Source organism: Actinoallomurus sp. NPDC050550 (assembly GCF_040655075.1).
In the GTDB taxonomy this organism is placed as follows: domain Bacteria; phylum Actinomycetota; class Actinomycetes; order Streptosporangiales; family Streptosporangiaceae; genus Actinoallomurus.
This window is the reverse complement of sequence record NZ_JBFAJC010000042.1, coordinates 48,928-75,641: the sequence shown is the minus strand read 5'-3', so window position 1 is coordinate 75,641 and position 26,714 is coordinate 48,928. Positions and strand designations below refer to the sequence as shown.

The window sequence follows — 26,714 nt, the reverse complement described above, 5'->3', positions numbered from 1 at the left end:
GCCCCTGCGCGGGTCCGCCGGAACCACCCTTCCGGAACGGCGGCCATCCCGCACTCGGCGGTCAGGGCGGAATGTCGGCGGACACCGATAGCGTCGAGCATGTGATCGAGCCGGAAGGGACGCCCGCCCACCACGGCGACGCCGGGGCGCTGACGACGGCCGAGCGCCGTGAGCGACGGGTGGCCGCCGGTGTCGAGGAGCTCGACCGGTGGCTGTGCGACCAGATCGAGCAGGGCCTGGCGCACGCCGATCGCGCACCGTCCACGATGTGGGAGGACGTCGCCCGCCGCCTCGTCGACGCCCAGGCGAGCGGACTCGCGGCCCGGGTGCGCGAGCTCGGGGCGATCCCGGGTCGCGGCGGGGACCGGCCCGAACGGCTGCTGGAGGAGTACGCCCTGCTGCGGCTGCTGACGACGGCCTTCCGGCGCCGTGACGAGCTGCCGGAGCCGCTGCGCGCCACCGTACGGTCCCGCGTGGGCTTCACCGTGAGCCAGGAGGAGGTCCTGGCGGGCGAGCGGGTCCGGGATCACTGGTACGTCGCGGGATGCCGGGACGTCGAGCAGGACCGGCTCGTCGCGCGGCGGGTCTGGTTGCGCGGCCGGGAGACCGGGCGGTCCGCGCTCGTCCTGACCTTCGCCGCGCCGGGCCGGGCGCTCGACGCGTCCCTCGCCGTCGGCGACACGATCGACGCCGAGCTCGCCTTCTACCCCGGGGCGCTGCCGCTGCGCGCCCTCGTGGCGGCCCGCCACCCCGAGCCCGCTCAGGGTCCGCCGCGCGGCACGACCGTGACCGCACTACTGCGCGAACACGCCGCGGCCCTGGCCCGGGACCCGTGGCTGGAGCGGTGGCCCGCCGTGCTGACGGGCGTCCGCCCGGCGCGCGACGGCGCGGGCCGCCCCCATCTGGTCGACGGAGACGGCGACGCACTCCCCGTGCGCACGACCGACGTGTGGCGTCTGCTGGCGGTGTCCGGCGGCCGGCCGTTCACGGTGTCCGGCGAGTGGTCGCCGCAGGGGCTGCTCCCGCTGTCCGCCTGGCAGGAGGAGGAAGGGACCGTGGTGTTGTGAGCGCCTGGGGCGAGCACGTGAGCGCCGCGCTGCTGGGCACCCGACGGCGGCCGGTGCCACCGCTCGGCGGGGCACCGCCACCCGGCGAGACACCAGCACTGGACGGGACACCCACGCTCGACGAGGCACCGGCGCTGGACGGGACGCCCCGACCCGGCGGGGCATCGGCGGTCGACGGGAAGCCTGCGCTCGGTGAGGTACCGGCGGGGCTGGTCGAGCCGGCGGCTCGCCTGCTGGAGCAGGCGGCGGTGCTGACGGCGCGCCGGCGGGCCGGGTGGCGTGCGGTCGCGGCGGAGCCGATCGCGCCCGCCCCGGCGGAGACCGCGCCGATCGTTCCGCCCGCCGCGGCCCTCCGGCTGCGCCGGATCCTGTCCGGCGAGTCCGCGCGGGTCCTGCCGGAGTGGCTCGACGCGGCCGCCCGCAGCGGTCGTCGCGTCCCCGCGCACCTGCTTCCGGACCTGCTGCACAAGGGCCGCTCCGACCGGGCGCTCCGACCGTCCATCGCGCGGGCGGCGGGACGCCGGGGCGTGTGGCTGGCGATGCAGAACCTCGACTGGGCGTACCTCGTCGTGGCGAGCGGCGGCGACTCCGCCCAGGACCCCGAAGTGTGGAAGACCGGTGCCCGCGCCCAGCGCGTCGCGCACCTCATGCGGCTGCGGGCCACCGACCCGGCCACGGCCCGTACGACGCTGTACTCGACGTGGGCGCGCGAGCCCGCCCCGGAGCGGGCGCTGTTCCTCGCGACCTTCGAGCGCGGGCTGTCCCTCGCGGACGAGGACTTCCTCGAGGCCGCGCTCGACGACCGCGGCCTGGAGGTGCGTCGCATCGCGGCCGACCTGCTCGCCCGGCTCCCCGGCTCGGCGTACGCCGGGCGCATGGTCGACCGGGCCCGCGCCTGCCTGCGCCCGAGGACCGGGCCGGCGGCCACGTGCGCCCGGCCTGCCCGGCCCGACGCCTGCGCGGCCACGCCGGACGCGATCGTCGTCGATCCACCGGCCGACCACGAGGAGGCGATGCGGCGCGACGGCATCCCGTACCACGCGGTCGAGCGCATCGGGAACCACGCGGGCTGGCTGCGGGAGATCCTCGCGCGTACGCCGCTGTCGACCTGGACCGACCGGTTCGGCGCGGCCCCGGAGCGGATCGTCCGGCTGCCGATCGTCGTCGACGCGTCGCGCGAGCCGGACGCGGGCCGCACCCGGGACGTCCAGCTCGGCTGGGCCCGCGCGGCAGCGCGGCAGCGGGACGCCGCCTGGGCCCGCGCGCTCCTGGCGGGCGACGACGTGCTCGGTGAGGTCACCACGCTGGCCGATCTGCTGGACGTCCTGCCCGCCGTCGAGCGCGACGACGCCGCGGCCGAGGCGGTCCGGCGGATCGCGGGGCACGCCGACCGCCGTACGGTGCTCGAACGCGTCCCAGGCCCCTGGGCCGGCGCGCTCGCCGACGCGGTGACGGCCGCGCTGGCCGCCGCCGCGGCGGATCCCGACGGCGAACGCTTCCCGGTCGACCTGGCCCGCCTCGCCGGCGAGCGCCTCGCGCCCGCCACCGCGCCCCGCCTGGCCGGCCTCGTCCGGCGGCACCCCGCGTGCCGGCCGCTGTCCGAGCTCGCCGACGTCCTGCGCTTCCGCCACGACATGCTCGAGGAGCTACGGTGACGCCGCGTGCCAGGGAAGTGGGCGGTGAGGGACGACCCGCCCGCCGATGGCCGACCTGGGCGTGCGCTGTTCAGCGAGTGAGGACTGCGAGCGACCCATGAACTCGAGCGAGCCCGACATGATCGTCCGACCCCCGACGAAGGAGCCCTGCCGATGACCGAGGCCGTGCTGCGCCCGCACGCGGAGCACCAGTTCGCCGACGAGCTCGCCCTGCTCGCCGAGCGGGACGACCGGCCGCGCCCACCCGGCTGGCGGATGTCGCCGCGGGCCGTCACGGTCTATCTTCTCGGCGGAACGCTGCCCGACGGCTCGGTGATCACGCCGAAGTACGTCGGGCCGCGCCGTCTGATCGAGGTGGCCGTCGCCACCCTCGCCACGGACCGGGCGCTGCTGCTGCTCGGCGTGCCCGGCACCGCCAAGACCTGGGTGTCGGAGCACCTGGCGGCGGCGGTCAGCGGTGACTCGACCCTGCTGGTCCAGGGCACCGCCGGCACGGCGGAGGAGGCGATCCGGTACGGCTGGAACTACGCGCGGCTGCTGGCCGAGGGCCCTTCGGAGCAGGCGCTCGTGCCCAGCCCGGTGATGCGGGCGATGCGGTCCGGGGCCGTCGCCCGGGTCGAGGAGCTGACCCGGATGCCGTCGGACGTCCAGGACACCCTCATCACGATCCTGTCCGAGAAGGCCCTGCCGATCCCCGAGCTGGGCTCCGAGGTACAGGCCCGTAAGGGGTTCACCGTGATCGCGACCGCCAACGACCGCGACCGAGGCGTGAACGACCTGTCCAGCGCGCTGCGCCGCCGGTTCAACACCGTCGTGCTGCCGCTGCCCGCGACGACCGAGGAGGAGGTCGACATCGTCGCCCGCCGGGTCGCCCAGATCGGCACGTCGCTGGAGCTGCCGGAGACCGGCACCGGGCTGGAGGAGATCCGCCGGGTGGTGACCGTCTTCCGCGAGCTGCGCTCGGGGCGCACGGCGGACGGCCGTACGCGGCTCAAGTCGCCCAGCGGCACGCTGAGCACCGCGGAGGCGATCTCGGTGATCACGAGCGGCCGCGTCCTGGCGGCGCACTTCGGCGATGGCGTGCTGCGCGCCGCGGACGTCGCGAGCGGCATCGTCGGCACCGTCGTGCAGGATCCGGTGTCGGACCGCGTCGTGTGGCAGGAGTACCTCGAGACGGTCGTCCGCGACCGTCCCGAGTGGCACGACTTCTACCGTGCCTGCCGCGAGGTCTCCTGACCGTGGCCGCCCCTGCCCACGAGCGCGTACGGATCTTCGGGATCCGGCATCACGGCCCCGGATCGGCGCGGGCGCTCGTCCGCGCGCTGGACGACCTACGGCCCGACGTCGTCCTGATCGAAGGGCCGCCCGAGGCCGACGCGCTCGTCGGGCTCGCCGCGGACCCCGGCGTGGTGCCCCCGGTGGCGCTGCTCGCCCACGCCGTGGACGGCGGAGAGGAGCGGCGGGCGGCGTTCTGGCCGTTCGCGGAGTTCAGCCCCGAATGGCAGGCGATCCGCCACGCCCTGCGGGCGGGGGTGCCCGTCCGCTTCTGCGACCTGCCCGCCGCCCACCAGCTCGCCGACGACCCGCCCGGCGGCAAGCCCGTCTCGCCCGAGGCGGTTCCGGCGACCGACGCCGACGACCCGCCAGGTGACAAGCCCGTCGAGACCGAGGCGGTTCCGGGGACGGACGGTGCCCCTGCGGCACTGCCCGGGACCGACGGCGGCGCAGGAGGGCCGACGGCGGATCCCCGGACCGGTGACGGCCCCGACGTGCAGGCGCCGAAAGAGGACCGCGAGCCGGACACCGTCGCAGAGGCGGACCGCCTCGATCCCCTGACCGGCGACGATCCCGATGCGGAGGCGCCGGGAGAGGGCGCGGTCGCGGAGGCGGTGCGGCTCGATCCCCTGGCCCGGCTGGCCGAGGCCGCCGGCTACGACGACGCCGAACGCTGGTGGGACGACGTCGTCGAGCACCGCGATGGCGGGCCGTCGCCCTTCCCGGCCATCGCCGAGGCGATGACCGCGCTCCGTGAGCACGCCCCGGCCCTGCCGGAGGATCACCTGCGGCGAGAGGAGCGGCGCGAGGCGTTCATGCGCAGGACCGTGCGCCAGGCGCTCAAGGAGGGGTACGAGCGCATCGCGGTGGTCTGCGGCGCGTGGCACGTGCCCGCGATCGCCGCCGGGCTCCGTCCGCCTCGCTCGGCCGGCGCGCCCACTGCGGCGGGCGACGACCGTACGCTGCGCGGACTGCCCACCGCGAAGGTGGCGCTGACCTGGGTGCCGTGGACGCATGGGCGCCTGGCGAGCCGCTCCGGGTACGGCGCCGGCGTCACTTCGCCGGGGTGGTACCACCATCTGTTCACCGCGCCCGACCGGCCGGTCGAGCGCTGGTTCACCGCGGTCGCGGCGGTCCTGCGCGACGAGGACCTGCCCGTGTCTTCCGCGCACGTCATCGAGGCCGTGCGCCTCGCGAACGCGCTCGCCGCCCTGCGCGACCGGCCGCTCGCCGGGCTCGCGGAGGTCACCGAAGCGGCCCTCGCCGTCCTGTGCGAGGGCGCGGAGCTCCCCCTGGAACTGATCCAGCGCCGCATGGTCGTCGGCGAGCGCATGGGCGCCGTACCGGACGGCGCGCCGATGGTGCCGCTGCAGCGTGACCTGCGGGACGAGCAGCGGCGGCTGCGGCTCAAGCCCGCGGCGACGGCCAAGGAGCTCGACCTGGACCTGCGCCGGCCCACCGACCTGGACCGCAGCCGGTTGCTGCACCGTCTCCGCCTGCTCGGGGTCCCGTGGGGAGAGCCCGCCGGATCCGGTCGTGGCAAGGGCACCTTCCGGGAGAGCTGGGCCCTGACCTGGCGGCCGGAGTTCGACGTCCGGCTGGTCGAGGCCGGCGCGTGGGGTCTGACGGTCCGGAGTGCGGCATCCGCCCGGGCGGGGGCCCTGGCCGGGGAGGCGGACGCCCTGCCGGCGCTCACCGTCCTGGCCGAGCGCTGTCTGCTGGCCGACCTCGCCGACGCGCTGCCGGCCGTCATGGTCGCGCTCGCCGACCGGGCGGCGGCCGACACCGACGTCACCCACCTCATGGCGGCGCTGCCGGCCCTGGTCCGCACGCTGCGGTACGGCGACGTGCGGGGCACGTCGGTGGGACCGCTGCGCACGGTCGTCGACGGCCTCGTCGTGCGGATCTGCGTGGGGCTTCCGAAGGAGGTCTCCGGACTGGACGACGATGCGGCCCGTACGCTCCTCGACCGCGTCGACGAGGTCCACGACGCGATCGCTCTGCTCGGCGACGGCGAGCACACGGCCCGCTGGCACGGCACGCTGGCCTCTCTCCTCGACCGGCCAGGGCTGCCCGGCCTGATCGAGGGCCGCCTCACCCGGCTGCTGCTGGACGCCGGGCCACCGGCCGAGGAGGGCGGGCCCGCCGGCCGGGTCGGTGACCGGATGGCGCGCGCCGTCTCGGTCGGCGAGTCACCGGCCCGCGCGGCCGCCTGGATCGAGGGCTTCCTCTCCGGCGGCGGCCTGATCCTCGTCCACGACGACCGGCTGCTCCGTCTGGTCGACGACTGGATCACCGGCCTGCCCGCCGACTCCTTCACCGACGTGCTCCCGCTGCTGCGCCGCACGTTCGGGACGTTCGAGGCGCCGGAGCGCCGATCGATCGGCGAGCGGGTGGCCCGGATCGCCACGGTCTCCGCGCCGGACGCCGACGACGAGCCCCTGGATCCGATACGCGCCGCCCCGGCCGTACGGACGGCCCTCGACATCCTCGGCTGGGCCGCACCCGCCCGGCGACCCGAAGACGACGAGAGGGGAAGCCGGTGAGCGAGGAGCGGATGCGGCGCTGGCGGATGGTGCTCGGCGGCGAGGCGGCCGAGTCCACCGGCGCGGCCCTCGCCGGAGACGACGCGAAGATGGACGGCGCGCTCGAGTCGCTGTACGGCACGCGAGGTGCCGGCCGGGGCGGCCGCGGTGCCGGGCTGGGCGCGTCCGCACCGCAGGTCGCACGCTGGCTGGGCGACATCCGGACGCTCTTCCCCTCGACCGTCGTGCAGGTCTTGCAGAGGGACGCCGTCGAACGCCTCGACCTGACACGCCTGCTGCTCGAACCCGAGATGCTCGAGGCGGTCGAGCCCGACGTCCACCTGGTCGGCACCCTGCTGTCCTTGAACCAGGTGCTGCCGGAGCGGGCCAGGGAGTCCGCGCGGGCGGTCGTCCGCACCGTCGTACGCCGGCTCCAGGAACGCCTCGCGCAGCGGACGAGGTCGGCGGTCGACGGCGCCCTCGACCGGTCCGCTCGGCGCCGGCGGCCCCGGCGCGCCTCCGAGATCGACTGGGCTCGCACCATTCGCGCGAACCTCCCCCACTACGTCCCGTCCCACCGGACCGTGGTTCCCGAGCGCCTCATCGGGTACGGCCATCGGCGGCGGGCCGTCGAACGCGACATCGTCCTGTGCGTCGACCAGAGCGGCTCGATGGCGTCGTCCCTGGTCTATGCCGGAGTGTTCGGCGCGGTCCTCGCCTCGATGCCGACGCTGCGCACCTCGCTCGTCGTGTTCGACACGTCGGTGGTGGACCTCACGGACCGGCTGCACGACCCGGTCGACCTGCTGTTCGGCAGCCGGCTCGGAGGCGGCACCGACATCAACCGGGCCCTCGCGTACTGCGAGCGCCTCATCACCCGTCCGAAGGAGACCGTCCTCATCCTGATCAGCGACCTGTACGAGGGCGGCGCCCGCGCGGAGATGCTCAGGCGGGCGGCGGCCCTGACCGGCGCGGGCACCCAGGTCGTGGCGCTGACCGCCCTCTCGGACCAGGGCGCCCCGGCCTTCGACCACGGAAACGCCGCCGCCCTGGCCGCCCTGGGCATTCCGGCGTTCGCCTGCACGCCCGACGCGTTCCCCGACCTGATGGCCGCGGCGATCGAAGGCCGCAGCCTCGCGGAGTGGACGGAGCGGAACGCGCCCTAAGGGTCCGGTGGATCTTGTTCGTAGCGAGCGCCGCGCAGGCGGACGGAGATCCATCTATCGCTGAACGGCGGGTCGGCTCTCGGGCGGCGGACCACCACGCCGCCGCCCGAGAGCCCGTCCGGTCCCCTACTTCTCGATCGAGTAGCTGTCGCCGTACACCTTCCAGTGCAGCGGCGGATCGAGGTCGAGGTTGCCGGCCTTCAGGAAGACCCTCTGTTCGGTGTCGACCCGGCTGGTGTCGCTGTGGGCCTCTTCGTGCTTCATTGCGACCTTGCGGGCGTCGAGGAACGCGTTGAGGTAGGTCACCTCGCTGCCGCCCTGGGCCGGGGTCTTGGCCTTCTTCATGGCCGCCGCCCGGATCCCGCCGAAGCTGTCGCCGTCGCTGCCGGGCCCGTGCATGACGATGGCGTCGTAGTAGATGAACTGGCCGAGCGCACGCAGGCCGTCCTTCTTGGCCTGGTTGACCGCCGGGTTGAAGTAGACCCGGTCGCGTTCGTCGTCCTGGGCCTGCTGGAACACCTTGTCCGAGGCGGCCTTACGCCAGTCCTTGGTGAAATTCGGGTCCAGGCCCTTATGCGAGTCGCTGCCGTTCACCTTGCGGAGCGCGGGCAGGTATTTGGCCAGGACGTTGCCGGGCTCTCGATCGGTGTACAGCTGGACCAGGTCGAGCATGTCACCGGTGCCGGAGCAGAACCCGATGATGCCCGCGGTGTAGCCCCGGCCGTCTCCGATGTCCTCGATGTACTTGTACTGGGCTCGCCAGTCCAGCGAGGAGTTCTCCGCGCTGGACACCAGCTGCATGGCGATGTCCTTCTTGTGCGGGTCGGTGAGGTCGACGGCCGCGGCCGTGACGGAGCCGGCCTGGACGGCGTGCGAGGCGGGGGAATGCCCGGTGCCCGCCTCGACGGCGGCGGCGGAGGCGAAGGCCACGCCCAGGGCGAGGACGAGCGGGACGCTCCGTCGAGCGGACTTTCGGGTAAGTGGAAGACCCATGTTCCTAACCGTTTCAGTCAGCCTTCTTGACATGCCGTTCACGGCTGGGGGCGCAGAACGGCACCGCGCCATCGGCGGACGATGGCGGCTTGTCATGACAGGGCGATCGCCAATGCGTTAGGTAAGGTTCCTAACAAATCAGGATGAAAGCAGGCTCCGAAGGCGCTGTCAACACGTTCGCCGGAACAGGGAATGCCGACTTCGGCGGCACAGGCCATGACCTTAAGAGAGCCTTATGCGCGAATTAAGGCTGCCCGATCCCGCTGACATTCGCCGCCCGAAGCGCAGGGCCCCAGCGGCCGCCGATCAGGCGGCGGCAGGCTCGCTCGCCGGCGATCGGCGCCCTTAGGCGGATGGACGATCCGTCAGGCCACGACGACCGGCAGGGCGGTCAGCCCGTTGATCAGCAGGCCGGCCTGCAGGGTGAGTTCCTCCGGAGGGACGGCCAGGCGCAGCTTCGGGAATCGATCGATCAGCGCGCCGAGCGCGATCCTGGCCTCCAGCCGGGCCAGTGGCGCGCCGAGGCAGTGGTGGATGCCGTGGCCGAAGGCCAGATGTGATGCCGGCTGCCTCGTGACATCGAGTCGTTCCGGGTCGGGGAACTGGCGGGGATCACGATCGGCGGCCAGCAGCGCGGGCAGCACCACCTCACCCGCGGGGATGGTGACGTCACCGATCCGCACCGGCGCCGCCGTCCGGTAGGGAGTCGCCACCTGCGCCGGGCCGTTGAAACGAAGGAGTTCCTCGACGACCGCGGGCAACCGGTCGGGATCGGCGCGCACCAGGTCGAACTGGCCGGGATGCGTCAGCAACGTCTGCATGCCGCCGCAGATCAGATGGGTCGTGGTCTCGTATCCGGCGACGAGCAACAGGAAGACCATCGAGGTCAGCTCGTCCTCCGAGAGACTGTCGCCGTCCGCGCGCACCGCGACCAGTCCCGAGACGAGGTCGTCGGACGGGTCGGCGCGCTTCTGCTCGATCAGTTCCCGGATGTAGGAGATCAACGAGGTCGCCGCGGCGACGAAGGTCTCGGCGGGATGGACCGAGCCGTTGATGGCCACCTTCGTCCACTCCTGGAAGTCGCCCCGGCGGTCCGCCGGCACGCCGAGCAGCTCGCTGATCACGGTGAGCGGGAGGGGGTAGCCGAAGGCCGCCAGCAGGTCGACGGGGGCTCCATGCTCCCCCGCGGCCGAGATGTCATCCAGCAGACCGTCGACGATGAGCCGGATCTCCGGCTCCAGCCCGTCGATCCGTCGCCGGGTGAACGCGGCGGACACCAGCCGACGCAGCCGGGTGTGATCGGGCGGGTCGGCACCGAGCAGATGGTGGTCCATCGCCGCGGCGAGCTCGGCCGGGACGGCGCCGCGATGCGGGCCGTCACCCCCTTTGCCCTTGATTATGTCGGGGTGGGTGAGCGCCTCTCGCGCCTCGGCGTAACCGGTGATCAGCCATACCGGGACACCGGTGAACAACGTGACCCGCTGCACGGGCCCGGCCGCCGCCAGTTCGGCGATCGCGGCATACCGAACAGCCGACGTACCCTCGGCGAACGCCGTGGTTATCGCGGGCGATTCCGCCATGGTCAACTCCGATCAAGGCCGTCGTCCGGCCCGCGGCCGGTGATCACGACGGTCCCACGCTACCGAAGATCGGCAACTCATCAGCCCACCGTTTCGGAGATCCGGGCCGTCGGCCCGGCTCGATAGGCTGAACCGGGTGAGGCCCTGTTCGACCGCCGCCCTGCCGGGCCGATCGCCCCGCGACCGGTCCGCTCCCCGATCGCGTCATCGGTCGGCACTTCGAGGGCCTCGAGACGCCCGCACCGCGTCGCGGATCCGCCTGTGACGGGCGGCCGAGCCGGTACGGGCGGCCGAGCCGGTACGGTCCGTACACTGACCCGGGTCTCGGCGCCTCCACTGGTCCCGGAGGTCTCCCTGCGCCTGGCCGACGAGCCGTTCGCGACCTGGGAGGCGACCCAGCGCGACCAGGCGGGCACCGATCAGGCCGCCCCCGACCTGCCGCCGCCGTTCTGGGCGTTCGCGTGGGCGGGCGGCCAGGCCCTCGCCCGTTACGTCCTCGACCACCCTTCGGCCGTGGCCGGGCGGCGCGTGCTGGACCTGGCCAGCGGGTCCGGTCTCGTCGCGATCAGCGCGGCGCTGGCCGGCGCGCGATCGGTGACCGCCTGCGACATCGACCCGCTCGCCGCGACCGCCATCGGCCTCAACGCCACCCTCAACAGGGTGCGCGTCGACGTCCTCACCGACGACGTCCTCGGGTGCGACCTCGATGAAGTGGACGTGATCCTGGCGGGTGACGTCTGCTATGACGCGGACCTCGCCGGTTCCATGATGGCGTTCCTGCGCCGGCAGCGACGGCGCGGCGTGGACGTCCTGATCGGGGACCCACTGCGGCCCTACCTCCCGGGCGGCCTCACCGTTCTCGCCCGGTACGAGGTGCGGGGCACCGCGAATCTGGAGGAGCGGGCCGTCACCGCGGCGGCGGTGTTCGCGATCCCCGTGTGAGCCCTGGCGCCTTCGGTGGCGGAACGGGCAGGCCTGTGAGGGCGGCCGGCGCCCGGGCGGATCTCCTGGGCGGGTCTCAGGAAACGGGCCGCCCAGCCGGTCTCACAGGGTCTCCCACGCGCCCCAGGTCCCGTTGTTGTAGGAAATGTGCTGCAGCACCCCGGACCCGTCGACCGCGAAGAGTTCGATGTGGCCGGTGGCCCAGGAGGTCACCACGGGGGCGGTGCTGATGTCGCGCGGCCCACCAAGTGACTGCCAGTGGCTGTCGCCGCCCGTCCCGGCCAGGTCCATCGCGCTGTGGTACACGTAGCCGTCCTTGCCCTTGCTGAACAGGTCGGCCCGCTTGTCCCAGGAGGTGCCGGCCACCGGAGAGTTCCAGTTGAGCACCTCGCTGTACGGGACCACATCCGAACCGTGCCAGTAGCCGTTGTAGATGTTGAGGTACAGCTGGTCGACGTTGTGGCGCCAGCTGTACAGCAGCGCCCGCGGCCGCTCGTTCCCGTACGGGAAGGCGACCAATCCGGCCGTGTCGGCGTAGGAGGTGTGCTGGGAAGAGCTGGGCGGCTCGATCTGCTCGGCCTGCCACTGCCCGTCCGTCCCGTACACGTGCTGGACCCCGATTTCGGAGTCGCCCTGCACGATGTCCACGTCGGCGGTGATGCGGCTCGCCGCATGGGGGCCACCCCAGGAGCGGAATCCGAGGTCCTCCCACGGGCCCCAGCCACGGCCCTGGACGAAGGAGCGATGGCTGATGTCGCCGCCCGGTTTCCGGCCGACCAGGTCGAGGCGGTCGGGCGCGGGGGACACGACGTCCGGCGCGTAATCGACGTAGCCGGTGCCCAACTGCTCCCAACCGTGCCAGCTTCCATCGAAGTACCGGTGGAAGAGGGTGCGCCGGACCTCGTTCGGGGTGGTGGTGCCGACCAGGAAGATGTCGATGTGGCCGTAGGCGCTGGACAGCGCGGAGATGCCTGCGGTGTTGTAGAACGTCCCGCCGAGCGGTATCCAGGGGCTCCACCGCCGGCCGTCGAAGGTGCGGAGCCGCACCGTACTCGCGTTGCCTTCGGGGAAGATCCGGTAGACGTCGAAGCGCCCGTCCTTCCACGAGGTCGTCGCGACGGTGCCGGGCCGTCCGACGTCCTGCGCGGCGGCCGGGCGAGGCCGGCCGGGCACGGCCTGGGCGGCCATGCCGGGAAGACCGGCCAGGAGCAGGCCGGCCACGATGAGGCCGGCGAGTGTTCTCAGGTACCCACGCAATGCGCTTGTCCTTTCGCGCAGCTTCGATGCATGAACGTGCTGGGCAAGGACCTGAGCCGATGCAGGCTGCCAGGCGGCCGCTGCCCGGACACGTAATCGAGGATCGTCTGGCGCTGGGTCCCGCGGGAATTCCGAACATTGGGGGGTTGACACAGGCGCACGCCGCCGGACTACGGCAGAAGGGGGCCGCCACCAAGCCCACGGGCCGACGTTCTCGACGCCGGTCTCGGCTCCACCGACTACCTGTATTACGCCTTCGGGGTGAGCGTGATGCCGTTGTCGGCTGCGGAGTCGCGGCTCCACCTCCGCTCCGGCAGGCGTGTGGTGATCCAGCTGTCCGCAGCCTCCCAGATCGCGCCGTCCGCGGTCGCTCCGCGCAGCCCGCGTACCGCACCGGGCCCGGCGAGCGCCGGGACGCGCGGATCGTGCAGCGAGGCGAACGCGTACGTGCGCCGGGGATCCCAGTCCGTATCGTGTCGCAGCCGGCGGCTGAGCTGGGCGAAGCCGAGCGGTGCGGCGGCCACGACCCACGCGTCGGGGGTCTGCGCGGTCATCCGCCGGGCCGGGCGGAGCCAGGACGCGGCTCGCTCCGGCCAGTCCACCACCGCGATGATCTCCCTGCCGAGGGCCCGCCACGCGTCGAGGAACGCCCGGGCGGTGGCCGTGGACGCGTCGTCGCGGCCGTGCCCGACGACCACCGACTCGATCCGCGGCCGGCCCTTCTCCAGGAGGCCGATCAGGGCGGCGAGCTCGGCGTCGGTGTGCGGGCCGGGCGGAGGCGACTGTCCGTACGCCGCCGCCTCCGCCGCTGTGAGCCGCGGCGACGAGGACCGGTACCCGGTCACGTGGCGTCGTGGAAGACGAGGCCGAGCGCGCGGCGGCGGCCCGACCGTACGGTGCTGACGCCGTGCCGTACGGCGCCCGCCGACCAGCCGCGCTTGGTGCGGACGGGCCGGTCGCGCGTGGTGAAGATGAGGCCGTGGCCCTGCCGGAGCACCGTGGTGGTGCCGCGCGACTGGGCACGGGGCCGCTGCTCGACGAGCAGGAACTCCCCACCGGTGTAGTCGGTGCCCTGCTCGTCCAGGCCGATGACGACCTGGAGCGGGAACACCATGTCGCCGAACACGTCGCGGTGCAGCGCGTTCCAGTCGCCCTGCCCGTAACGCAGCAGGATCTGGGCGGACCGGTCCTGCCCTGCGGCATGGCACATCGCGAGCCACTCGTCCAGGTCGTCGGGCCACGGCGCGGGCCGGCCGAGCCGCGCGGCCCAGTCGCGGGCGATGGCCAGCAGGTGCGGGTAGAAGGCGCGCCGCAGCTCGGCGACGGGCTCGGGCAGGTCGTGGGTGAAGTACCGGTACTGCCCGGAGCCGAACCGGTGACGGGCCATGTCGACCGTCGTGCGGAACAGCTCCGCCCGCTCGTACAGTCCGGCGATGGCGCGGCACTCCTCTGCGGTCAGCAGCCGAGGCGTCAGAGCGCAGCCGTACTCGTCCAGCTCTGTGGCGAGGGCCGCCCAGTCTGCGACGTCGACGTGCCGCCTCACCTCCGGAGCGGTGTGCTGTGAGGTCATACCTCCACTCTGTCGCGGAACCTCCTCGCCGGACTGGCGGAAATCCGACACGACGTTCGCGGTGAACGGCGTCTCCACCGCGGCCGCGGGTGCTGAGACGGCGTTCCGGGCCCGGCGCGGTGACGCCTCACGGCCCGCCCTCCTGCGGCCGGCCGGTCCACCTGATCACAGCGGCGGCCCACGTGTAGCCGGTGCCCGCGGCCAAGAGGAGGATGTGGTCGCCGGGCGTGAGACGGCCCGCCCGGGCGGCGCGGTCGAGTGCGAGGAGCGGGTCCACGCCGCTCATGTGGCCGGTGTCGTCGAGGTACTCGGTGCGGTCCGGCGGCAGGTCGAGCTCCTTGAGCAGGGCGTCGTGCAGGGAGCGCTTGACGTGCAGCGCGCACAGGAAGTCGGCGTGATCCACGCCCGAGCGCGTCAGCGCGCCGGTCGCCGCCGCGACGAAGTTCGGCAGGCTGACCGGGTCGAGGCGCTCCTTCGTCGACCGGGGATCGGGCACGTCGAGGAAGTGCCGTCGCCGGCGGACGGTCTCGGCGTCGGCGGGCGCGACGCTGCCGCCCGCCGGGACCATGACGTCGCCGGAGAAGGACCCGTCGGTGAGCATGTGGCAGCCGAGGACCTCCGCGCCCTGGTCCCGGGTGAACAGCGCGGCGACCGCGCCGTCGCCGAAGTCGTACAGGAAGCGGGCGCGCGGGTTGGTGTAGTCGATCAGGTACGACTCGCGGGAGGCACCGACCGCGAGCACGGTGGTGAGCTCCTCCTCCGCGCGCAGGAGATTCCGGCAGACGCGGACGGCGACCGGCGATCCGCAGGACACGTACGCCATCTCGAACACCGCCGCCCGGCGCAGGCCCAGCAGGTGGGCGATACGCGGCGCGGCGTGCCAGACGGCGTAGTCCGTCCAGGTCGAACCGAAGTAGACCAGGGCGTCGACGTCGTCCGGGGCGAGGTCACGCTCGGTCAGCAGGCGGCGGGCGGCCGTCGCCGCCATGTCGCTGACGTGCTCGTCCGGCGCGGCGATGTGCTTGCCACGCAGGCCGAACCGCTCCACGAGCACGTCTTCGGGGATGCCGCTGCGCCGCGCGATCTCCGCGGCCGGCATCCATCGGGACGGCAGGTACGACGCCATGGCGGCCAGGCCGATCATCCGGCGAACTCCGCGCGCAGCTCGTCCTTGAGCGTCTTGCCGACGGCCGATCGGGGCAGCGCGGGCACGAGCCGCACGTGCTTGGGCACCTTGAACGCCGCGAGGCGCTCCCGGCAGTGCGCGAGCAGCCCGTCGACCGGAACGTTCCCGACGACGAAGGCGCATCCGGCCTCGCCCCAGCGTTCGTCGGGCACCCCGACGACCGCGACCTCGGCGACGCCGGGGAACGCGGCGAGCACCGACTCGACCTCGGCCGGGTAGACGTTCTCGCCGCCGGAAACGTACATGTCCTTCAGCCGGTCGCAGATGCGGTAGAAGCCCTCCGCGTCGCGTTCGGCGACGTCGCCGGTGCGCAGCCAGCCGTCCGGGACGGCGTCCCGGGTCGCGGCGGGGTTCCGCCAGTAGCCGGGGAAGACGTTCGGCCCGCGGACGACGAGCTCGCCCCGACCCGGCCCGTCCAGGGGCCCGTCCGGGCCGAGGAGTGCGACGTCGACGTGCGGGTACGGCTTGCCCGCCCAGCCGACCCGGCGGGCGACCTCCTCCGGGGGCAGGCACAGGACGTTCGGGGCCGCCTAGGTGAGTCCGTACCCCTGGGTGATCCGCACGCCACGCGAGCAGCGGCTGGACGTTCCAGCCTCCGACGTGGAACTGCGGGAGCACCTGCAGGACGACGTCGTCCTCGCGCAACTCGCAGCCCCGGTCGAGTGACAGGTTCGTCCAGAAGCAGTTCGCGTGGCTGAGCAGCGCGCCCTTGGGACGGCCGGTGGTGCCGGAGGTGTAAACGATCAGCAGCCCGGCCTCCGGGCCGACCTCCCTTTCACCGAGGACGCCGTCCGCCACCGCGTCGAGGCCCTCCCGGGTCGGCTCCAGGACCGGCCCGTCGAAGGGCGGGACCGCGCGGCCGGGGGCGGCGAACAGGATCGACGGTTCGGCGTCGCCGACCTGGTAGGCCAGCTCCGGCACGGTCAGCCGGACGTTCAGCGGGACGAGGATCAGGCCGGCCTTGGCGCAGGCGAAGAACAGCTCGGCGTGCTCCGGTCTGTTGTCGGTCAGCGTCGCGACCCGGTCCCCCGGCCGGAGGCCACGCGCGGCGAGCCCGGCCACCAGGCGCTCCGACCGGTCGTCCAGCTCGGCGTAGGTGATCTCCTCGTCGCCGAACACGATCGCGGTCCGGTGCGGCGTCGTACGCGCCCGGTCGCGGATCCAGCGCCCGAGGTTCACGAGGCGCCGAGCCCGCGCCGGACGAAGGCGTACATCTCCTCGAAGACGTGCTCCGGCACCTCGCCCGCCTCGGCGTCGTCCCGCCAGAGGATCCAGCGCATGCCGATCATCTCGCCGACGCCCATCAGCGCCATCGCGCAGATGGTGGCCCTGGACCACGGGCACCGGGTCGACCGGCTGATCCTGGCGTGTACGACGCCGGGGGGCGCCGAGGCGTACCCGCTGCCCGAGGCGACCCTGACCCTCATCCGCGAGGCGGCCGGCCTGCCGCCGGAGGAGGCGACGCGCCGCCTCACCGCCAACGAGTCACCCCCTGGAGGATCTCCTCTTCCGCAGACTGGCCGACCCGCAGGACCCCGCGGCCTGGCAGGCGCAGTCGGCGGCCTCACTCGGTCATGACGCGTTCGGGCGGCTGGCCGGCGTCACGGCGCCGACCCTGGTCCTGTACGGCACCGCCGACCGCGTCGTCGATCCCCGTAACGCGCCCCTGCTGGCCGGGCGCATCCCCGGCGCACGGCTGGAGTGGCTGCCCGGCCAGGGGCATCTGGGAGGACCCCGACGGCACCATCGAGCGGGTACGGCGCTTCCTGGCGTAACGGCACGTCTATCCTTCGGCGGGCCCGACCCGGAACCAGTCGACCTCGGCCGCGTCGCCGTGCGCGCCGACCGGGGCGGTGCCGAACAGGCCCAGCGTGGCGCCGATCCACTTGCCCTGTGACGCGGTGAACGGCCCGCCCACCGGCTGGAACCCGCGTCCGTCCACGTCGGCGGCGAACCGGCACACGCCGCTGGGCCCGACCTGGACCCGCAGCCGTACCGAGGACCGGCCGGACGGCATCGGGATCGGCGTGGCGGCGTCGATCTCGGCCTTGTCCTGAGCGGCCGTGCGGTGCACCAGCGCGAGCCCGGAGTCGAGCCGCTGCAGCCCGATCCAGGCGTAGCCGTATCCGAGCACGACGAGCCCGGACCGCGCTCCCGTGCTACGGCCGTGCAGCGTGAGCGAGGTCGTCGCGACGAACGACTCGGCGGGGAAGCGCTGGCCCAGGACGTTCGGCAGGAGGCGCAGGTCGGCGGTGTCGGCGCTGGGCGGACACGCCAGCCGGAGCCGTCCGCCGCGCAGCGACGCCCACGACGGGTCGGAGTTCGCCTGCCACGTCCACTGCTCGCCCGGCCGGTGGCCGGTGAACTCGTCCCCGCTCGCGGGGGCGGTGATCTTCGACGGCCGCCCCACCGCGGGCTTGCGGTACACGAGGACCGGCTTACCGCGTCCGCGTCCGCGGCCGTCGTCCTCGCCCATCACGGGCCAGCCGTCGTCCCGCCACCGCATCGGCTGCAGGTGCACGACGCGGCCGTAGACGCCGCGGTCCTGGAAGTGCAGGAACCAGTCTTCGCCCCGCTCGGTGGCGACCCACGCGCCCTGGTGCGGGCCGTTGATCGGAGTGTCGCCCTGGGCCAGGACGATGCGGTTCTCATACGGGCCGAGGATGCTGCGCGACCGGAACGCCGACTGCCAGCCGCCGGTCACGCCGCCGACCGGCGCGAAGATCCAATACCATCCGTCGCGCTTGTAGAGTTTCGGTCCCTCGAGGGTGGTGTAGCCGGGGATCTCGTCGCCGTTCACGACGATCCGGCCGTCGTCGAGGAGCTCCCTGCCGTCCGGGCTGATCTCGTGCAGGTTCAGCCGGTTGTTGATCCCGGCCCGGCTCTTGGCGTACGCGTGGATGAGGTACGCCCGGCCGTCGTCGTCCCACAGCGGGCACGGGTCGATGAAGCCCTTGCCGGGCTTCAGCACGTGCGGCTTGGTCCACGGGCCGGACGGGTCGACGGCGGTGGTGACGAAGATGCCGTAGTCCGGGTCCGGGTAGAAGATCCAGAACCTGCCGGCGTGGTGGCGGATGGCCGGCGCCCACACGCCGTTCCCGTGCTGCGGCACGCTGAACACGTCGCGGGGCTCGAGCTCGGTCAGCGCGTGGCCGATGATCGTCCAGTTCACCAGGTCGCGCGACCGGAGGATCGGCAGTCCCGGGATGCGGTTGAACGTCGAGGCGGTGAGGTAGAAGTACGGCCCGACGCGGACCGCGTCGGGATCGGACCAGTCGGCGCCCAGCACCGGATTCTGGTACCGGCCGTCCCCGAGGTCCGCGACCCAGGGCAGGCCGGTCGGCCGGCCGGCCGTGGACGCGGCCGGGGCTTCGGCTGCCGCGCGCTCGGCGGCGCCGGCCGTGCCTCCGAGCCGGCCGAGGGCCGCCGATCCGGCCACCGCGCCGAGGCCCGCCTGGAGGACCCGTCTGCGACTCTGCTCACCCATCGGCGTTCTCCCAGGGGTAGGAAAAGGTTTTCCGGAGCGGAGTGTCTCAACGAGTCCCCAGGCGGTCAAGGCCTGGTCAGCCCAGCGGGATCCAGACCCGCATGGAGCCTGGTGTCCGGTTCGCCCACAGGAAGTAGGGCACGGCGGTCAACGACAGCCGCTCGGCAGCGTCGTCGGCGGCCGCGTGGTCGCGGTACGGCTCGGGTGAGGGCGACCGGTCCACGGTCCCGTCGGCGGCCAGGGCCACGGGGACCTCCGGCAGGTCCGCGCGCTCGACCGGGCGCACCGGAGCGGACGCGTCCAGCCGTACGTCCTCCAGCACGGTCCCGTCGGGGAGATCGGCCTGCTCGAGGCAGTAGACCAGCGGTCCGCGCGTCAGGGCGACGCAGCCGCGCACCGCGTCGACCCTCGGGTGGGCGGAGACCAGACGGGCGGGCATGTGCAGGTCCAGGACGATCACCGTGGGGGTGTTCCAGCTCCGCGTCAGGCGGAGGTAGCCGTCCTCGGCGTCGCCCGCGACCGTCGTGCCGTCCACCTCGACGGTGAAGCGGCCACACCATCTCGGGATCCGCAGCGCGAGCGTCCACGGCCGGTCGGTCGTCGCCGTCACGGTCAGCTCGATCCGCCCGTCCCACGGGTAGGCGGTCCGCGTCGTCACCTCGGCCTCGCCGCCGGGGACCGGCGACCGCAGGATGCCCTCGCCGTACAGGTGGACCCGCAGGCCGTCGTCGTCGGCGGTCGCGAGGTAGCCGTGAAGGGAGGCCATCAGCCGGGCGAGGTTGGGCGGGCAGCAGGGGCAGGTGTACCAGCTCAGCCGCTCCGAGGGCGCGTCCTCGTCCGACCCGTCGTGGCCGGTCCGCAGGTGGAGCGGGTTGGAGTAGAAGAAGCTCCGGCCGTCCGCCGCGATGGCCGCCCCGATGGCGTTGTGCAGGACCCGCTCCATCTCGTCGGCGTAGCGGTGCTCGCCGGTGGCCAGCAGCATGCGCCAGGCCCAGTGGAAGCTCGCGATCGACGCGCACGTCTCGGCGTACGCGCGGTCGGGCGGCAGCTCGTACGGGTCGCCGTACGCCTCGTCGCGATGCCGGGATCCGTGCGCGCCCGTGAGGTAGGTCTTGGTGTGGAGCGCGCTGTCCCACATCCGTTTCGCCGCGTCGAGCAGCTCGGTGTCGTGCGTCTCGACGGCGACGTCGACCATGCCCGCCAGCAGGTACAGCTGCCGGACGGCGTGGCCGGCCACCTCCTCGGCCTCGCGGACCGGAACGTGGTCCTGGAAGTACGCCGCGCCGAACCTCCCCTCCCCCAGCAGACCCTGCCCGCGAAGGTCCAGGAACCTGCGCGCCGTGTCGAGGTACGGCCGGTGCCCGGTCGCGCGGTACAGCTCGACCAGCGCGGTCTCGATCTCGGGGTGCCCGTCCACCCCGTCGGTCCCGCCCGGGCCGAACCGCTCCACGATCAGGTCGGCGAACCGCCGCGCGACCGTCATCAGCTCGGCGGACGCGTCGGCGCGCGCGGCGGCGACCGCGGCCTGGATCAGGTGGCCGGCGCAGTACAGCTCGTGGCTCCAGTCCAGCTCCTGCCACCGCTTCTCCGGATGCACCGTGGTGAAGTAGGAGTTGAGGTAGCCGTCGTCCTGCTGGGCCTTGGCCAGCAGCGACGCCGTTGAATCGAGGAGGTCCCGCAACCCGGGGTCGTCCCCGTGGACCAGCTGCCAGGCGGCCGCCTCGAGGGTCTTGTAGATGTCGGAGTCGCGGAACCACATGCCCGCGAACTCCCGATCACTCTGCCCCGTGACGCGCCGCAGGTTCTCCAGCGTGCCGGTCGCCGACAGCTCGTCGACGCAGTGGGGGATCGTCGCTTCGGCGTTGCGCCGCTGCCACGCGCCGAGCAGGCCGTCGGCGTCGAGCCGTACGGCGTCCAGGGAAAGCGGCCGTAGCGCGCCGAGGGCTTCCGTCGTCGGGGAGACCGGGCCGAGGTGTGAATCGGTCATGCTCTCTCTCATCATCAGCCCTTGAGGGCACCGGAAGTGAACCCGCGCACGTAGTAGCGCTGCAGGAGAAGGAACACCGCGACGCACGGGACCGCCGCGGTCACCACGCCCGACTGCAGCGCCCCGAAGTCGACCGACCCGAAGTTGCCGGCCTCCAGGTTGAACAGCGCCACGGGAAGGGTGAACTTGGCGCCGTCCGTCAGGAAGATCAGTGGCGCGACGAACTCGTTCCAGGCGGCGAGGAACGCGAACAGCGCGACGGTCACCATGCCCGGCGCCACCCCGCGCAGCAGCACCCGGCGGAGCACGCCCGTCGGCGTGCAACCGTCGATCAGCGCGGCCTCCTCCAGCTCCACCGGCAGCGCCTCGAACGAGTTGCGCATCATGAACAGCCCGAACGGCAGCTGGAACATAGCCAGGACAAGTCCCAGGCCGATCAGGGAGTTCTGCAGGCCGATCCAGCCGAGGAACACGTACAGCGGCACGAGGATGGTCGCGTACGGGACCATGAGGATCGCGAGGGTGACCAGGAAGAGGACGTTCTTGCCGGGGAAGTCGAACCGCGCCACGGCGTAGCCGCCCAGCGTGGTGGCCACGACGGTGACGCACACCGTGATGAGCGCGACCACCGTGGTGTTGAGCAGGTACGCCGGCAGCCCGCTGCCGTAGTGGAACAGGCGCTTGTAGTCGTCGATCCCCCACCCGTTGCCGCGGCCGCTCGCCTGGCGGCCGTGCACGGAGGAGAACAGCGTCCAGACCATCGGGAACAGGAACAGCACCGCGAGCACGGTGGACGTGGAGTAGAAGCCCGCGGACCGGGCGGCGCGGTGACGCGGTCGTGACATTGATCGGCTCCTAGGAGTGGCGTCGCAGGAGACGGAGCTGCGCGCCGTTGATGAGGATCAGGCCGACGAGGATGGCGACCGAGACGGCGGCCGCCCGTCCGAGGTCCTGGGACAAGAACGCCTCCCGGTACACGTCGATGACGATGGTCGCCGTGCCGTGCCGCCCGCCGGTCAGGATGAAGAACTGGTCGAAGGCCAGCAGGGACCCGGTGACGGAGAGCACCATCATCAGCGCGATCGTCGGCCGCAGCAGCGGTATCGTCACCCGCCGCATGATCTGCCACCAGCCGGCCCCGTCCGTACGGGCGGCCTCGTACAGCACCGGGTCGATCCCGTGCAGGCCGGTCATGAGGATCAGCATGTAGAAGCCGGCGAACCGCCAGGTGATCATGCCGATCGTCGAGAACAGCGCGTTGCCGCTGCTGCCCAGCCAGTCGACGTCGCCGCCCGCCAGCAGCCGCATGGCCGCGTTCAACGGCGACGAGTCGGTGTTGAACATGCCGTAGAAGAGCAGGCTCGCCGAGGCGAGGCCGACGGCGCTCGGCAGGAAGAACACCGTACGGAACAGTCCCACGCCCCGCGGGCCCTCCTGGATGAGCAGCGCCAGGCCGAAGGCGACGAGGCCGAGGACGACCGTCGTCACGACCGTGTACTTCACGGTGAACCAGAGGGCGTGCAGGAAGAGCGGGTCGCTGAGGGCCCGGTAGTTCGCGACCCCGTTCGGCGCGGACGCGCCCAGCAGCGGCCAGTGGTTGAAGGACATCCAGACCATCAGGCCGAGCGGGACGACGAACAGGACGGCGACGATGACGGCGAGCGGGGTCGCGTAGACCATCGCCAGGCGCCGGTGGCCGCGCCGCAGCGGGGAGACCTCGCGACGGGCGCGCGGCGGGGGCGACGGCGCGTCGCGGGAGGGCGCGCGGGTGGGTGAGAGGGAGACCATCGGGTGCTCCTCGTTGATCACGGAGACGACGGGCGCGATGCCCGGGGCGGAGTTCGGGGTCGCTCAGCCGTTGCCGGACAGGGACTCGGTGATGGCGCCGTTGTGACGCTGCAGGATGGCGGCCGGATCGCCGGAGCCGAAGACCGCGTCGGTCACCGTGGACGTCCACGGGCCGTTCGGGTCGTTGTAGGTCTTGCCGAAGTCGACCGAGATGGGCGTCTGGCCCTGAGCGGCCAGCTTGTTGAACGTCGCGAGCCGAGGGTCCTGCTGCGCGTAGGTGTTGTCGGCCAGATCGGTGCGTACGGTGATGTTCTTGTTCTTCGCGACGACGTCGACCTGGGCGTCCTTCGACAGGGTCCAGGAGATGAAGTCCCATGCCTGCGCGGCGTGCTTACTGTTGGAGCTCACGCCGAGCACGTCACCGCCGACGAAGGACGAGGTGCCGCCCGTCAGGCCCGGGATCGGGGCGACGCCCACCTTGAGGTCGGGTCCTTCCTTCAGGGTCTGCAGCACGGTCGCGCCCATCGGCTCGATACCGATCTTGCCGCTGGCGAACGGCTGGGTCCACGTCGGGCCGTTCTCGTTCTTGGCCGAGGCCGGGACGAGGCCCTCCTGGTACATCCGGCGGTAGAGCGCGTAGACCTTCCCCGCCGTGTCGTTGGCGATGGTCGACGCCGTGCCCTTCTCGTTGAGCACGGTCCCGCCGGAGGCCCAGATCATCGGCCAGGTGGTGAAGAGCATGCAGCCGGGGCAGGCGCCGCCGAAGAAGTAGCCGTGCGCGCCGCCGCCCACGCCGTTGATCTTCTTAGCGTCGGCGTAGAGCTCGTCCAGCGTCGTCGGTGGCTTGTCCGGGTTCAGGCCCGCCTTGGTGAACAGCGCCTTGTTGTAGAAGACGGCGGACAGGTCGATGTCGTGCGGGACGCCGTAGATCTTGTTGTTGTAGGTGGCGGTCTTCATGTGGGCGGGGGCGAGGGACGCCTTGAACGGCAGCTTGTTCACCCGGGCGGTCAGGTCGAGGTAGACGCCCTTCGAGGCGTAGTTCGGCGCGTAGACCACGTCGGAGGCGAGCACGTCCGGCAGTTGCCGGGCGCCCGCGGCCGTACCGACCTTCTGCTGGTAGGAGTCGGCCGGGATCACCGTCAGCTTCACCTTGTTGCGGTGGCCGCGGTTGTACGCGTCGATCAGCGTCTGGCTGAAGATCGCCGTTGGGGAACGGGTCCACATGGTGATGGTCGTGCCGTCGTCCTTGGCGCTGGTGTCGCTGGCGGAGGAGGCGGCTCCCCCGCTCTGACACGCCGTGAGGAGCGCCGCCGCGGTGGCCAGCGCGGTGAGGGCGGGTGCCTGCCGGAGCCGTGCCCGGGGGCGGGAGAGGGCCATCGTGCCTCCTACGTGTCCAACGGAACCCGGCGCCGGCCGTGGCCCACGCCGATCGAACCCCCGAGGTGCGGTCGGCCGTGCGGAGCGGGAGCGCCGTCCGGCCCGACCGGAAGAAAATTCGGAAACCGGTTGCCTCGGAGGCTAGGTCGCCGGTGAACCGCCGTCAAGGCCGTATTTCTCCCGTGTTACGCAGCTCCACGCCACACAGGACGGAGTACGGTACATTCGGATGTCCGTGCAGCAGGAAAACGGAGGAAACATGGGAAAGTCGGCGCGGCCGGCGACCATCAGCGATGTGGCCGCGCTGGCGGGCGTCTCGGTCGGCACCGCTTCCAAGGCGCTCAACGGGCGCGGCTCCCTGCGGGCCGAGACCCGGCAGCGGGTGCAGGCGGCCGCCGAGCAGCTCGGCTTCCAGGCCAACGCCGCGGCGCGCACCCTGAGCTCCGGCCGCACCTACACCGTCGGGATGATCACGACGGACACCATCGGCCGGTTCAGCATTCCGCTCATGATCGGGGTGGAGGACGCGCTCGGCGCGGGCCGCATGTCGGTGTTCCTGTGCGACGGACGCGACGATCCGATCCGCGAGCAGTACTACCTGAACACGCTGCTCAGCCGCCGGGTCGACGGGATCATCGTGACGGGCCGCCACGCCCGGCCGCGGCCCCCGATCGGATCGGGCCTGCCGGTCCCGGTGGTATACGCGTTCGTCAGCTCGACCGATCCGGAGGACTGCTCGGTCGTGGCCGACGAGGCCGGCGGCGCCCGGAAGGCCATCGACCACCTGCTCGCCGTCGGCCGTCGCCGGATCGCGCACGTCACGGGGCCGGAGCACCACCACTCCGCCGTCGTACGGTCCGCCGCGGCGATCGAGCAGCTGGCCGAATCGGGTCTGGAACTGGCCGCTCCGCCGCTGTTCGGCGAGTGGAGCGAGGCCTGGGGGCGGCGGGCCGTCGGCATGCTCCTCGCGACGGCCGGCGAGTTCGACGCGGTCTTCTGCGGCAGCGACCAGGTCGCCCGGGGCGTCACCGACGCACTGCGGGCGGCGGGCCGAAGAGTGCCCGAGGACGTCGCGGTGGTCGGATTCGACAACTGGGACGTCATGGTCCTCGGCAGCCAGCCTCCGCTGACCAGCGTCGACATGAACCTCGAGGGCCTCGGGCGCGGCGCCGCCGACCTGCTGCTCGCGGCGATCAACGGCGAGCCCTCCCCTGGACCGCACGTCCGGCCGTGTCGGCTGGTCGTCCGCGAGTCCACCACGGTCCCGGTGGAGCCCTCCCCCGTCGACTGAGGCGGGCGCGCCTCAGCCGAGGCCGCGGTACTCGAACCAGTCGAAGTCGGCGACGTTGGTGCTGGGACGTCCCGTGCTACTGGCGTACATCCCGAGGTAGGCCCCGACGAAGCCGCCGGCGACCTCGGTGCTGAGTACGCTGCCGTCGACCGGACCGCCGAGCGGCCGCCACGCCGACGCCGGGGTGGCGTACCGGAACTCATACGACTGGTCGTGGGCCTCGACCGCCAGCCGGACGCGCCCGTCGGGCAGGCCGTCTTCGGCCAGAACCTCGTCGGCTCCCGTGGCCCTGCGGATCAGCCGGAGCACGCGACGCCCATCGCGGAGCGTGACCACGCACCGGATCTGGAAGTCGTCGTTCTGCAGGAGGACCATGCCCGCGCACTCGTTCGAGCCCCAGGGAGCGAAGTCGACCGCGGTGTGCGCGACGAAGTGCGCGTGGCTCTGCCGGCGGGCGATCAGACTCGGGCAGGCGCGCTCCGTGACCGTTTCCGGCCGCAACCGCAGCCGCAGGTGACCGGGCCGCGCCGTCAGGTCCCAGAACCGCTCGCGCGGCGTACGGAGCTGGTTCCACTGTGGACCGAGCTCGAGGTCGTCGAAGTGGTCGCAGGCGGCCTCGGCGGGCCAGCGGTGTTCCGGCAGGTTCGGAGCGGCGCCGACGGACTCGACCCGGCCGACACCGGGGGCGATGACCGGCCAGTCGTCCTCCCACGCCACCGCGGCGAGGAAGGTCTCCCGGCCGAGGTTGCCCAGGAATCCGCCGGAGGGACGAACCCCGAGCAACACCGCCCACCACTCCCCCGCGCCGGTCGCCACCAGGTCGGCGTGCCCGGTCGCGACGATGGGGTGCGCGGCCCCCAGGTGGCGATGGGTCAGGAGCGGGTTGCGCGGATTTCCCTCGTACGGGCCGGTGACGTCGCGGGACCGGGCCACGGTGACGGCGTGGTTCAGCTCGGTGCCGCCCTCGGCGACCAGGAGGTGGTAGAAGTCCCCGACCCGGTACAGGTGCGGCGCCTCGGTCCAGACCACGCCGTTCAGCGCGCCGTTCCACAGGACATGCTCCGGCCCCGTCAGTGTGAGTGCGGCCGGGTCGAACTCCCGCAGCCAGATCTCGGTGTGCCCCGCCGCGTCGACCGGCCGGGTCGCGTGGAACCAGGCCCGCCCGTCATCGTCGAACAGCAGAGACGGGTCGAAGCTCTCGGGTTCGCCCAGCCAGTGCGGCTCGGACCACGGCCCGGCCGGGTCCGTGGCCGTCACCACGAAGTTCCCGGACGGCCCGGTACCGTCGACCAGCGTGCACACGACGTAGAAGGTGCCGTCGGCGTGCCGGATCGTCGGCGCGAACAGGCCTCCCGATGGCCGGACGCCGTCGAGCGGCAGCTGCTCGGGCCGGTCCAGGACGTGGCCGAGCGGCCGCCAGTGCACCAGGTCCCGGCTGTGGTGGATCGGCAGCCCGGGGAACCACTCGAATGAGGACGTCACCAGGTAGTAGTCGGCGCCGACCCGGCAGGTCGAGGGGTCGGGGTGGAAACCCGCCAGGATCGGGTTGTGGAAGGTGCGCATCGCCG

At 72.8% G+C, this 26,714-nt stretch carries 22 protein-coding genes and 2 pseudogenes; 9 read left to right on the top strand and 15 right to left on the bottom strand.

The window, feature by feature from the left end; translation table 11 throughout:
- Nucleotides 1-101: 101 nt before the first annotated feature.
- The 5 genes from AB0I04_RS39695 (at nt 102) to AB0I04_RS39675 (ending at nt 7,688) form a co-directional block, all read left to right on the top strand.
- Nucleotides 102-1,067, top strand: a complete 966-nt coding sequence (locus tag AB0I04_RS39695) for an SWIM zinc finger family protein (protein WP_360897117.1) — start codon at nt 102-104, stop codon at nt 1,065-1,067.
- Nucleotides 1,064-2,722 carry a DUF5691 domain-containing protein gene (locus tag AB0I04_RS39690; protein ID WP_360897115.1) on the top strand — a complete coding sequence of 553 codons (1,659 nt, stop codon included), beginning with the start codon at nt 1,064-1,066 and terminating at the stop codon, nt 2,720-2,722. The genes AB0I04_RS39695 and AB0I04_RS39690 overlap by 4 nt, the downstream gene beginning before the upstream one ends.
- A gap of 153 nt (nt 2,723-2,875) precedes the next feature.
- Nucleotides 2,876-3,958 (top strand): AAA family ATPase, encoded by a 1,083-nt coding sequence (locus tag AB0I04_RS39685; RefSeq protein ID WP_360897113.1) that lies wholly within the window; start codon nt 2,876-2,878, stop codon nt 3,956-3,958.
- A 2-nt stretch (nt 3,959-3,960) separates the two neighbouring features.
- On the top strand, nt 3,961-6,543 hold the full coding sequence (locus tag AB0I04_RS39680; protein ID WP_360897110.1) for a DUF5682 family protein: 2,583 nt from the start codon (nt 3,961-3,963) through the stop codon (nt 6,541-6,543).
- An 11-nt stretch (nt 6,544-6,554) separates the two neighbouring features.
- A complete protein-coding gene (locus tag AB0I04_RS39675; protein ID WP_360897179.1) occupies nt 6,555-7,688 on the top strand; it encodes a VWA domain-containing protein in 1,134 nt (377 codons plus the stop codon).
- A gap of 126 nt (nt 7,689-7,814) precedes the next feature.
- On the opposite strand, the gene AB0I04_RS39670 is transcribed toward AB0I04_RS39675, so the two are convergent.
- Nucleotides 7,815-8,681: a chitosanase gene (locus AB0I04_RS39670; protein WP_360897108.1), complete on the bottom strand. Its 867-nt coding sequence runs from the start codon at nt 8,679-8,681 to the stop codon at nt 7,815-7,817.
- Nucleotides 8,682-9,046: 365 nt separating this feature from the next.
- Entirely contained in the window at nt 9,047-10,261 is a 1,215-nt protein-coding gene (locus AB0I04_RS39665) for a cytochrome P450 (protein WP_360897105.1), read from the bottom strand.
- A 261-nt stretch (nt 10,262-10,522) separates the two neighbouring features.
- On the opposite strand from AB0I04_RS39665, the gene AB0I04_RS39660 reads away from it, so the two are divergent.
- Nucleotides 10,523-11,203: a 50S ribosomal protein L11 methyltransferase gene (locus AB0I04_RS39660; RefSeq protein WP_360897102.1), complete on the top strand. Its 681-nt coding sequence runs from the start codon at nt 10,523-10,525 to the stop codon at nt 11,201-11,203.
- A gap of 102 nt (nt 11,204-11,305) precedes the next feature.
- Here AB0I04_RS39660 and AB0I04_RS39655 read toward each other — a convergent pair whose 3' ends face one another.
- The 6 genes and pseudogenes from AB0I04_RS39655 to AB0I04_RS39630 form a co-directional block, all read right to left on the bottom strand.
- The gene (locus AB0I04_RS39655) at nt 11,306-12,460 is read right to left on the bottom strand and encodes a hypothetical protein (RefSeq protein WP_360897099.1); all 1,155 of its coding nucleotides are present in this window, start codon (nt 12,458-12,460) and stop codon (nt 11,306-11,308) included.
- Between the two features lie 248 nt (nt 12,461-12,708).
- Nucleotides 12,709-13,305: a hypothetical protein gene (locus tag AB0I04_RS39650; RefSeq protein ID WP_360897096.1), complete on the bottom strand. Its 597-nt coding sequence runs from the start codon at nt 13,303-13,305 to the stop codon at nt 12,709-12,711.
- Entirely contained in the window at nt 13,302-14,030 is a 729-nt protein-coding gene (locus AB0I04_RS39645) for a 2OG-Fe(II) oxygenase (protein ID WP_360897093.1), read from the bottom strand. Before AB0I04_RS39645 ends, AB0I04_RS39650 begins: the two co-directional genes overlap by 4 nt.
- Nucleotides 14,031-14,157: 127 nt before the next feature.
- A complete protein-coding gene (locus AB0I04_RS39640; protein WP_360897177.1) occupies nt 14,158-15,174 on the bottom strand; it encodes a 3-oxoacyl-ACP synthase in 1,017 nt (338 codons plus the stop codon).
- Complete coding sequence (locus AB0I04_RS39635) at nt 15,171-15,461, bottom strand: hypothetical protein (RefSeq protein WP_360897175.1); 291 nt, start codon at nt 15,459-15,461, stop codon at nt 15,171-15,173. The genes AB0I04_RS39640 and AB0I04_RS39635 overlap by 4 nt, the downstream gene beginning before the upstream one ends.
- A gap of 123 nt (nt 15,462-15,584) precedes the next feature.
- Nucleotides 15,585-15,725, bottom strand: a pseudogene (locus AB0I04_RS39630) (hypothetical protein); the annotation flags it as partial.
- A 25-nt stretch (nt 15,726-15,750) separates the two neighbouring features.
- Between AB0I04_RS39630 and AB0I04_RS39625 the strand changes: the two are divergent.
- Nucleotides 15,751-15,882, top strand: a complete 132-nt coding sequence (locus AB0I04_RS39625) for a hypothetical protein (RefSeq protein WP_360897187.1) — start codon at nt 15,751-15,753, stop codon at nt 15,880-15,882.
- Here AB0I04_RS39625 and AB0I04_RS39620 read toward each other — a convergent pair.
- A pseudogene (locus AB0I04_RS39620) lies at nt 15,844-16,335 on the bottom strand (AMP-binding protein); the annotation flags it as partial. The gene AB0I04_RS39625 and the pseudogene AB0I04_RS39620 sit on opposite strands and share 39 nt — an antisense overlap.
- A 159-nt stretch (nt 16,336-16,494) precedes the next feature.
- Between AB0I04_RS39620 and AB0I04_RS39615 the strand changes: the two are divergent.
- Nucleotides 16,495-16,794, top strand: coding sequence for a hypothetical protein (locus AB0I04_RS39615; protein WP_360897090.1), 300 nt, complete (start codon nt 16,495-16,497; stop codon nt 16,792-16,794).
- A 205-nt stretch (nt 16,795-16,999) separates the two neighbouring features.
- Here AB0I04_RS39615 and AB0I04_RS39610 read toward each other — a convergent pair whose 3' ends face one another.
- From AB0I04_RS39610 to AB0I04_RS39590, 5 genes are all read right to left on the bottom strand, one after another.
- Nucleotides 17,000-18,703, bottom strand: a complete 1,704-nt coding sequence (locus AB0I04_RS39610; protein ID WP_360897087.1) for a glycoside hydrolase 43 family protein — start codon at nt 18,701-18,703, stop codon at nt 17,000-17,002.
- A 76-nt stretch (nt 18,704-18,779) separates the two neighbouring features.
- Nucleotides 18,780-20,690, bottom strand: a complete 1,911-nt coding sequence (locus AB0I04_RS39605) for a beta-L-arabinofuranosidase domain-containing protein (RefSeq protein ID WP_360897084.1) — start codon at nt 20,688-20,690, stop codon at nt 18,780-18,782.
- A 14-nt stretch (nt 20,691-20,704) separates the two neighbouring features.
- On the bottom strand, nt 20,705-21,535 hold the full coding sequence (locus AB0I04_RS39600; protein WP_360897081.1) for a carbohydrate ABC transporter permease: 831 nt from the start codon (nt 21,533-21,535) through the stop codon (nt 20,705-20,707).
- A gap of 10 nt (nt 21,536-21,545) precedes the next feature.
- Nucleotides 21,546-22,478, bottom strand: coding sequence for a sugar ABC transporter permease (locus AB0I04_RS39595; RefSeq protein WP_360897078.1), 933 nt, complete (start codon nt 22,476-22,478; stop codon nt 21,546-21,548).
- 63 nt (nt 22,479-22,541) lie between these two features.
- On the bottom strand, nt 22,542-23,855 hold the full coding sequence (locus AB0I04_RS39590) for a sugar ABC transporter substrate-binding protein (RefSeq protein ID WP_360897075.1): 1,314 nt from the start codon (nt 23,853-23,855) through the stop codon (nt 22,542-22,544).
- A gap of 259 nt (nt 23,856-24,114) precedes the next feature.
- On the opposite strand from AB0I04_RS39590, the gene AB0I04_RS39585 reads away from it, so the two are divergent.
- Nucleotides 24,115-25,146: a LacI family DNA-binding transcriptional regulator gene (locus tag AB0I04_RS39585; RefSeq protein WP_360897072.1), complete on the top strand. Its 1,032-nt coding sequence runs from the start codon at nt 24,115-24,117 to the stop codon at nt 25,144-25,146.
- Nucleotides 25,147-25,158: 12 nt separating this feature from the next.
- Here AB0I04_RS39585 and AB0I04_RS39580 read toward each other — a convergent pair whose 3' ends face one another.
- On the bottom strand, nt 25,159-26,709 hold the full coding sequence (locus tag AB0I04_RS39580; RefSeq protein ID WP_360897069.1) for a glycoside hydrolase family 43 protein: 1,551 nt from the start codon (nt 26,707-26,709) through the stop codon (nt 25,159-25,161).
- Nucleotides 26,710-26,714 lie beyond the last annotated feature (5 nt).

Excerpts from the sequence above, each read along its gene's own strand:
- AB0I04_RS39685 (WP_360897113.1), top strand. The coding sequence starts at position 2,876 with ATGACCGAGGCCGTGCTGCGCCCGCACGCGGAGCACCAGTTCGCCGAC.
- AB0I04_RS39675 (WP_360897179.1), top strand. The coding sequence starts at position 6,555 with ATGCGGCGCTGGCGGATGGTGCTCGGCGGCGAGGCGGCCGAGTCCACC.
- AB0I04_RS39670 (WP_360897108.1), bottom strand. The coding sequence starts at position 8,681 with ATGGGTCTTCCACTTACCCGAAAGTCCGCTCGACGGAGCGTCCCGCTC.
- AB0I04_RS39665 (WP_360897105.1), bottom strand. The coding sequence starts at position 10,261 with ATGGCGGAATCGCCCGCGATAACCACGGCGTTCGCCGAGGGTACGTCG.
- AB0I04_RS39645 (WP_360897093.1), bottom strand. The coding sequence starts at position 14,030 with ATGACCTCACAGCACACCGCTCCGGAGGTGAGGCGGCACGTCGACGTC.
- AB0I04_RS39640 (WP_360897177.1), bottom strand. The coding sequence starts at position 15,174 with ATGATCGGCCTGGCCGCCATGGCGTCGTACCTGCCGTCCCGATGGATG.
- AB0I04_RS39635 (WP_360897175.1), bottom strand. The coding sequence starts at position 15,461 with ATGTACGTTTCCGGCGGCGAGAACGTCTACCCGGCCGAGGTCGAGTCG.
- AB0I04_RS39615 (WP_360897090.1), top strand. The coding sequence starts at position 16,495 with ATGCCGATCATCTCGCCGACGCCCATCAGCGCCATCGCGCAGATGGTG.
- AB0I04_RS39610 (WP_360897087.1), bottom strand. The coding sequence starts at position 18,703 with ATGGGTGAGCAGAGTCGCAGACGGGTCCTCCAGGCGGGCCTCGGCGCG.
- AB0I04_RS39605 (WP_360897084.1), bottom strand. The coding sequence starts at position 20,690 with ATGACCGATTCACACCTCGGCCCGGTCTCCCCGACGACGGAAGCCCTC.
- AB0I04_RS39600 (WP_360897081.1), bottom strand. The coding sequence starts at position 21,535 with ATGTCACGACCGCGTCACCGCGCCGCCCGGTCCGCGGGCTTCTACTCC.
- AB0I04_RS39595 (WP_360897078.1), bottom strand. The coding sequence starts at position 22,478 with ATGGTCTCCCTCTCACCCACCCGCGCGCCCTCCCGCGACGCGCCGTCG.
- AB0I04_RS39590 (WP_360897075.1), bottom strand. The coding sequence starts at position 23,855 with ATGGCCCTCTCCCGCCCCCGGGCACGGCTCCGGCAGGCACCCGCCCTC.
- AB0I04_RS39585 (WP_360897072.1), top strand. The coding sequence starts at position 24,115 with ATGGGAAAGTCGGCGCGGCCGGCGACCATCAGCGATGTGGCCGCGCTG.
- AB0I04_RS39580 (WP_360897069.1), bottom strand. The coding sequence starts at position 26,709 with ATGCGCACCTTCCACAACCCGATCCTGGCGGGTTTCCACCCCGACCCC.